At 34.4% G+C, this 5,885-nt stretch carries 6 protein-coding genes; all 6 read right to left on the bottom strand.

Going from position 1 to position 5,885, the window contains the following annotated elements:
• Positions 1 to 108 precede the first annotated feature (108 nt).
• The 6 genes from DM84_RS04415 to map all read right to left on the bottom strand — a co-directional run bounded on the left by DM84_RS04415 (position 109) and on the right by map (position 5,635).
• The gene (locus tag DM84_RS04415) at positions 109 to 810 is read right to left on the bottom strand and encodes a triosephosphate isomerase (RefSeq protein ID WP_250778627.1); all 702 of its coding nucleotides are present in this window, start codon (positions 808 to 810) and stop codon (positions 109 to 111) included.
• Between the two features lie 598 nt (positions 811 to 1,408).
• The gene (locus DM84_RS04420; RefSeq protein ID WP_250778629.1) at positions 1,409 to 2,077 is read right to left on the bottom strand and encodes a conjugal transfer protein TraJ; all 669 of its coding nucleotides are present in this window, start codon (positions 2,075 to 2,077) and stop codon (positions 1,409 to 1,411) included.
• 49 nt (positions 2,078 to 2,126) lie between these two features.
• Positions 2,127 to 2,921, bottom strand: coding sequence for a hypothetical protein (locus DM84_RS04425; RefSeq protein ID WP_250778631.1), 795 nt, complete (start codon positions 2,919 to 2,921; stop codon positions 2,127 to 2,129).
• 64 nt (positions 2,922 to 2,985) lie between these two features.
• Positions 2,986 to 3,816, bottom strand: a complete 831-nt coding sequence (locus DM84_RS06265) for a DNA polymerase III subunit delta' (RefSeq protein WP_250778633.1) — start codon at positions 3,814 to 3,816, stop codon at positions 2,986 to 2,988.
• Positions 3,794 to 4,411, bottom strand: coding sequence for an L-threonylcarbamoyladenylate synthase (locus tag DM84_RS04435; RefSeq protein WP_250778635.1), 618 nt, complete (start codon positions 4,409 to 4,411; stop codon positions 3,794 to 3,796). The genes DM84_RS06265 and DM84_RS04435 overlap by 23 nt, the downstream gene beginning before the upstream one ends.
• 441 nt (positions 4,412 to 4,852) lie before the next feature.
• A complete protein-coding gene (gene map / locus DM84_RS04440; protein ID WP_250778637.1) occupies positions 4,853 to 5,635 on the bottom strand; it encodes a type I methionyl aminopeptidase in 783 nt (260 codons plus the stop codon).
• Between the last annotated feature and the right edge of the window lie 250 nt (positions 5,636 to 5,885).

The following is a 5,885-nucleotide window of genomic DNA, read 5'->3' on the forward strand; positions in this document are numbered from 1 at the left end:
TAGGGTATCAACCCTAACTTCTCTAAATTTGCTCACAATCTCTTAACTTGACGCGCATGCTCCGCCAAACGGGCACAATGCTAGGTCGCTTAATTACTGATTTCAGAATTAATAGGCTTTTTCAACCTGTTGCACAATTTTATAAAAGTGGTCGAAATCTAAGCTTGCACTACCAATTAAAACCCCTGATAAATTTGATATATTCAACAAATTTTCTATATTTTCTGAACTGACTGAACCACCATATATAACGTGCCTTTTACCAGTGCAGGATTTTATCACTTCTATTACCTCAGCAATTGCATCATTGCTTGGCACATGTCCTGTACCTATTGCCCATATAGGTTCATATGCTACAGTATATTCACCATGTGTTGGCAAGCGGTTTTTGCATTGATATTCTATTACTTCCTTTGTTTTGCCACCCTTGTAATCTTCTGCATTTTCACCTACACAAATTATTGGGCGTAAACCCGATTCTATTGCTGTTTCTGATTTAAGCTTTATTTCACTATCTGTTTCGTTGGTTCTTTCAGAGTGCCCAAGTATTACGTGGGTGCATCCTAATTCTTTCAGCATTTCTGCGCTGATTTCACCTGTGTAAGAACCAGATTCTTTATGATGGCAGTTCTGTGCCCCTATACTAATATTATTGCTTAGTTCTATGTTGTCTGGAAACGACGTAAAAGGTGGACAAATCACTAATCTAGAGGCAATTTCATTACTCTTGCTGTTAAGCTTGCTTATAAAGTCAATAAATGAAGATCGTGTTCCATTCATTTTCCAATTTGCTACTATTAGAAAGGACATTAGCTTTTTACTATATTGGGTGAGAGTGTCTAAAACAGTACCAAAACGAACTCCTCTCACGCTTGCTTGTCAATTTAACAAAGTTAGCCATATAAGATGCGTTTTATTAACCCTTATTTACATAAAGGTGTGTACCTAGCTGAGATCTAATAAAAAAAATAAATTAAGTTTATGGAATGAAATGGAATTGAGTCAATAAAAAAATTTTTACCATTACTCATTTCTACCAAATTTTCTCTTTAATTATAGCTTTCGTGAATTTTACTTGCCCAGCTCGAGTCCTTCAGCTTCTGTTTTCACCTTTAAATAGTCATGTAACAGAGTTCCCCGTCATCTAAAACTGATGGACTGCAAGAAAAACAAAATACCGATATCATACTGGGGAAGTTTTACAGCTTGAAAGGCAATGAACTGCCATTTTTAAGCTTGATTAAGCACAATTCAAAAGGTCACGATTTTCAATAACTTACCAAAATCTAATCCATAGTTAGCGTTATTATCAGTGAAATTTGGTATAGGAATTTTTGAAAAATTGTCTAACGGCTAGAATAATGAGATTAAAAGTCTTGGAAGGTGTTTCAGTCAATAAGGATGGTGATCACCTGTATTTATAACTATCGACAATAAATTTAAATGGTATTATACCACTTAGAGCTGCCTGAGTATTGGACAAAGTAAAGCTGATATCAACAGTTCGATTCTCCACCTTCTTATTTTGTTCAGTTGTAAAAACTACAACAGCACTTCCAGCGAATGTGACTAGGTCCTTAATTGGTCGGTCGATGGATAACTTTACTACATTTATGTTGGAAATTTTTTTCTTAGATAAAGACAAATCACTAGTTTCATTGCTCATTTTTTCTTGAAAACCTTGATAGACTTTATATATAGAGTTGTTTTGTATGAAATTTTCTCGGTATTCTGGCTCAATAACTCTACTAGATTCATATGCTTCAACGTATTTACTTACTAAGTACTTAGCTATAGAGGTGTATTCATCATCATTTTCATTAAAACTAAGCTTACGTATTATAGAGAACTCATCTTCTGTGTAATTCACATATTTTACAAAATTAAAATCTCTTTTAATAGGGAACAACAGGTATATGTTTAGTAGTAATAAACATAAGCACACTAGGAGAAATGATACTATCAATACCATCCAAGATCTTTCTGCTATACAAGACAGGTATCTATAACAGTACCATTCAATTGCTTTACTAAAATAACTCTTGTTTTTTACTGATTCAAGCAGCTTGTCTTCCATAATATAAAGCCCTGTTGAATTATCATAACAACAATAAACCCTAAAAATTTTAAAATATATTTAAATTTTCTAAGACAGGATGAACGATTATATCACCTTGTTCCGTAATAAGACAGAATTTGTCAATTTTGCTCATATCCACATCTATCATCTTTACATTGAAATTTTCAGGATCATAGGTATTACCATCTGCACTTTTGTGGTAATTATAATAACGTAATTTATCTTGGTCATCAAAATAACCAAATTCATCAGCGAGGGTTCCCACCTTTCTGCCTCTGTCATCTTTAACTAGCCCGAATAAATCCGCTGCATGGTTTCGAGATCCAGGCTCAACAGCTCCCTCCATAGCAAAAAACTTAGGTGCGTAACCAACATGTTCCTTAAATTTTAGGTTATGGGTCTTTTTCACACTACCAAAATCCACAAATTTATATTCATCTGAAACACCAGAATATTGTGGATCATATTTTTTATATTCAAAAAACTCATTGCCTAAAACGTTGCAAAATGTTAATTTGTAATCACTGTCATTCAATTTAACAACTTTAAGGTAATGAAAATCTCGAGGGATTTTTACCTCTTCTTTTGTAATATGGTTACGCACAACAAACTCGCCACTGAGCATGTGATAGCCAATTTTTGGCAAAGTAGCTATATTAATTGCTTTGTTTAGCTTAAAATTTGCTTCATAAATACCATTTGATAGCTCCTTTCCTTTTTCTAAGGTTACGTACTGGTCTAAAGCCATGTTCTTAATTAAGCTTAGTTCTTTCTGCATATTCAGTATGGCTTTCATCAAAACTTCTATCGATTGCCATACAGTTAATTTATTATCAGTCAAACCACGTACTTTGAATATAAAATTGACAGTATTTTATCACAAATTTATGCTAAAAGTATTATACTCAGTGGACTGATGCTATGATATTAATCGCATTAGCTAAAACATGCTTTTTATCTAAGTGGAGTTGCTTAGCAGCAACAAAAAGTTCATCTACTTTCTTCCACTTACTTAGCAAAATTTCAACGCCATTTACCTCTTTTTTTATTTTGTCTAAAACGAAGGCTTGAATTATATATGATGCTAGTTCTAACTCGATTTCGCTGTTTATTACTTTATTAATTGCTTCGGGGTTATTCAAATTACGAAGGAATGTATAACAGCATTTGTATGATTCACAGGCATCGCTACTTATTGCATTTATTATCATGCCTGGTGTTCCAGAGAATAGGGTAACAATTTCATCGAATACTTGATCATCAAATTTACATTGAGATGAAACAACTTGCTTCGTTTCATCGTAAGTCAGTGGCAGTAAATTTAGTTGAAAGCACCTACATTTAATAGTGGTTTGTATATTGTATGGCTTGTGGCTAATTATGAATATTTTAGAGTTCTTCGGCGGCTCTTCTAATATTTTTAATATCGCATTTTTAGCGTTGTTCGTCATTGCTTCTAAGCTGTCTATAACAGCTATCTTGTATTCTGATTGAATAGGGCTTAAGTGCAGAAAACTTTTCATTTCTCTCACCTTTTCTACTCCTATTTTGTTACCTTCAACAATGTGCAAATCCAACGCTACTTCATCATAGTTTTTTATAAGAAACCAATTAGAAAAGGATTTTACGAGTGTTGCCTTTCCTATTCCCTTTTTACCACAGACCAGCCAAGATTGAACAGACGGGTTGTCCATCAACTTTTTTTTGGCTTGATCATGGCCTATTACTTTTTTCATTCCTCCTATCGACCTCAGCCTGAAAACATATTACTTGAAGTAAAACTGCACCCTCTCTTAAAACCTTAATCTTATCTCCAGTTAAGTCAATAACAGTAGATTCCATACCGGAAACTAATTTATCATCTTCAATTACCGCAGACAGATGTTGCTTAATAGATTGAGGTATATCGCTTGCTTTGCATACACTTTTTTCTCCTGAAATATTGATACTAGTTGCAACTATTGGAGTTTTCAGCTCATTTAGTATTGAAATTGCAATAGGATGATTAGGAATTCTTACGCCTATGCTGCCTTTAAAGAATTCATTTGGTAATATGTTATTATTTTTAAGCGGTAAGATATAGGTAATTGGTCCAGGAGAGAAGTGGTTTATTAAACTAAAGTATTTTTCCTCTAGCTCTGCTATTTTTGTCAAACTGTAAATATCACTAACAGATATAGATAGTGGTTTATTTTGAGAACGCTTCTTTACCTGGTATATTTTCTTTATAGCTCCACTATCTAGTGCACTACAAGCAAGAGCATAAACTGTCTCTGTTGGAAAACATACTAACAAGTTGTTCTGTATTGCATTTATTATTTCAGATATCATATAGCTAAAAACTTACATCCATATTACAGCATAAGCAGTGAATAATTTTATTTCGGTACCAGCTTTTTTCTGGCGTATTTTTCTTCAGCGGTTAAACTGCTATCTTATAATGGATTTTGTCAGCAACCGCTAGGTTTTTCGATTGCTGTGCAACAAAGCCATTCCAGCTTCACACACTGGAACAATATCACTTGCTGTAAAAACAAATGTTTGTTCATAAATTGCAACTAGCTATAAATATTTAAGAAACTTGCTAAACGAAAAAAAGGCAAAAAAACCCTGTTAGCTAGTTATTCACTATCTATCTTATAATATTGGCGTTTTTGATGTCTTAAACGACTTACAAGCGCGTTCAGCTTGAAAACCCGAAGTTTTAAGACATGCAGTGCACATAATGCGAAAAATTAAACATAAGACGCCAAATAAAAGAGTTTAAAGAATCTAGCTATAAGGCGGGAAATGCCAATTCTTAGGCGATAATGTGAATACTTCAACACCGTCTTTTGTTACCCCAAGCGTATGCTCAAACTGCGCAGAAAGTGAAAGGTCACGTGTTGTTACTGTCCAGCCATCTAGCTTGCTGAGCAGAGTTTCATGTTTTCCAGCGTTAATCATTGGTTCTATTGTAAAAAACATGCCTTCCTTTAGGACAAGAGTTTCATCTTTATTATAAAAATGCACCACATTTGGTGGAGCGTGAAAGACTTTTCCTATACCATGTCCACAATAGTTACGTACGATAGAATAGCCAAAATCTTCAATATATTTCTCTATAGCAAGTCCAATTTCATTTAATTTATTACCAGGTTTAACTTGTTTTATCGCTTCCATCAATGCGCCATAAGTAGCATCACACAAGCGTTTTGCTTTTATTAATGGCTTACCAGCCCAAAACATACGGCTCGTGTCGCCATGCCAGCCATTTAAAATTACCGTGACATCGATATTTACAATATCTCCATCCTTAAGCGGCTTATCATCAGGAATGCCGTGACACACAACAGCATTTTTTGAAGTGCAAATCGATTTGGGGTACCCTCTATAGTTCAATGGTGCTGGAATTGCGCCTGCTTTGATTATAAAGTCATGACATAAATTGTTTAACTCATTAGTTGTTACTCCTACTTCTACATGTGGTGCAATAAAATCAAGAGTTTCAGCTGCTAACCGGCCAGCTTTACGCATGAACTCAAAGTCTTCCTGTGAGTGTATAGTTATGTCCATATTTTCCGTATATTATTGTAATTATCATACACATTTTTGTGCAGAATTAACAGCTTTGTTTATGGTCTGCCATGTCATCAAAGTAGTCCCCATAGGTTCTAGTGTCAAGCGTATAACTGCATGAACATTATGATTTGACCAGCCGTCATCCAATAGCAACAAAAAAACTACTTGACAGCCTTCGCCAGTCCCATCATCATAGTATTGAAGCTATTTGTTTAACTTCCCAATCTGTACAGGTTAAAATGAC

This window comes from Wolbachia pipientis (assembly GCF_023661085.1).
Lineage (GTDB): Bacteria > Pseudomonadota > Alphaproteobacteria > Rickettsiales > Anaplasmataceae > Wolbachia.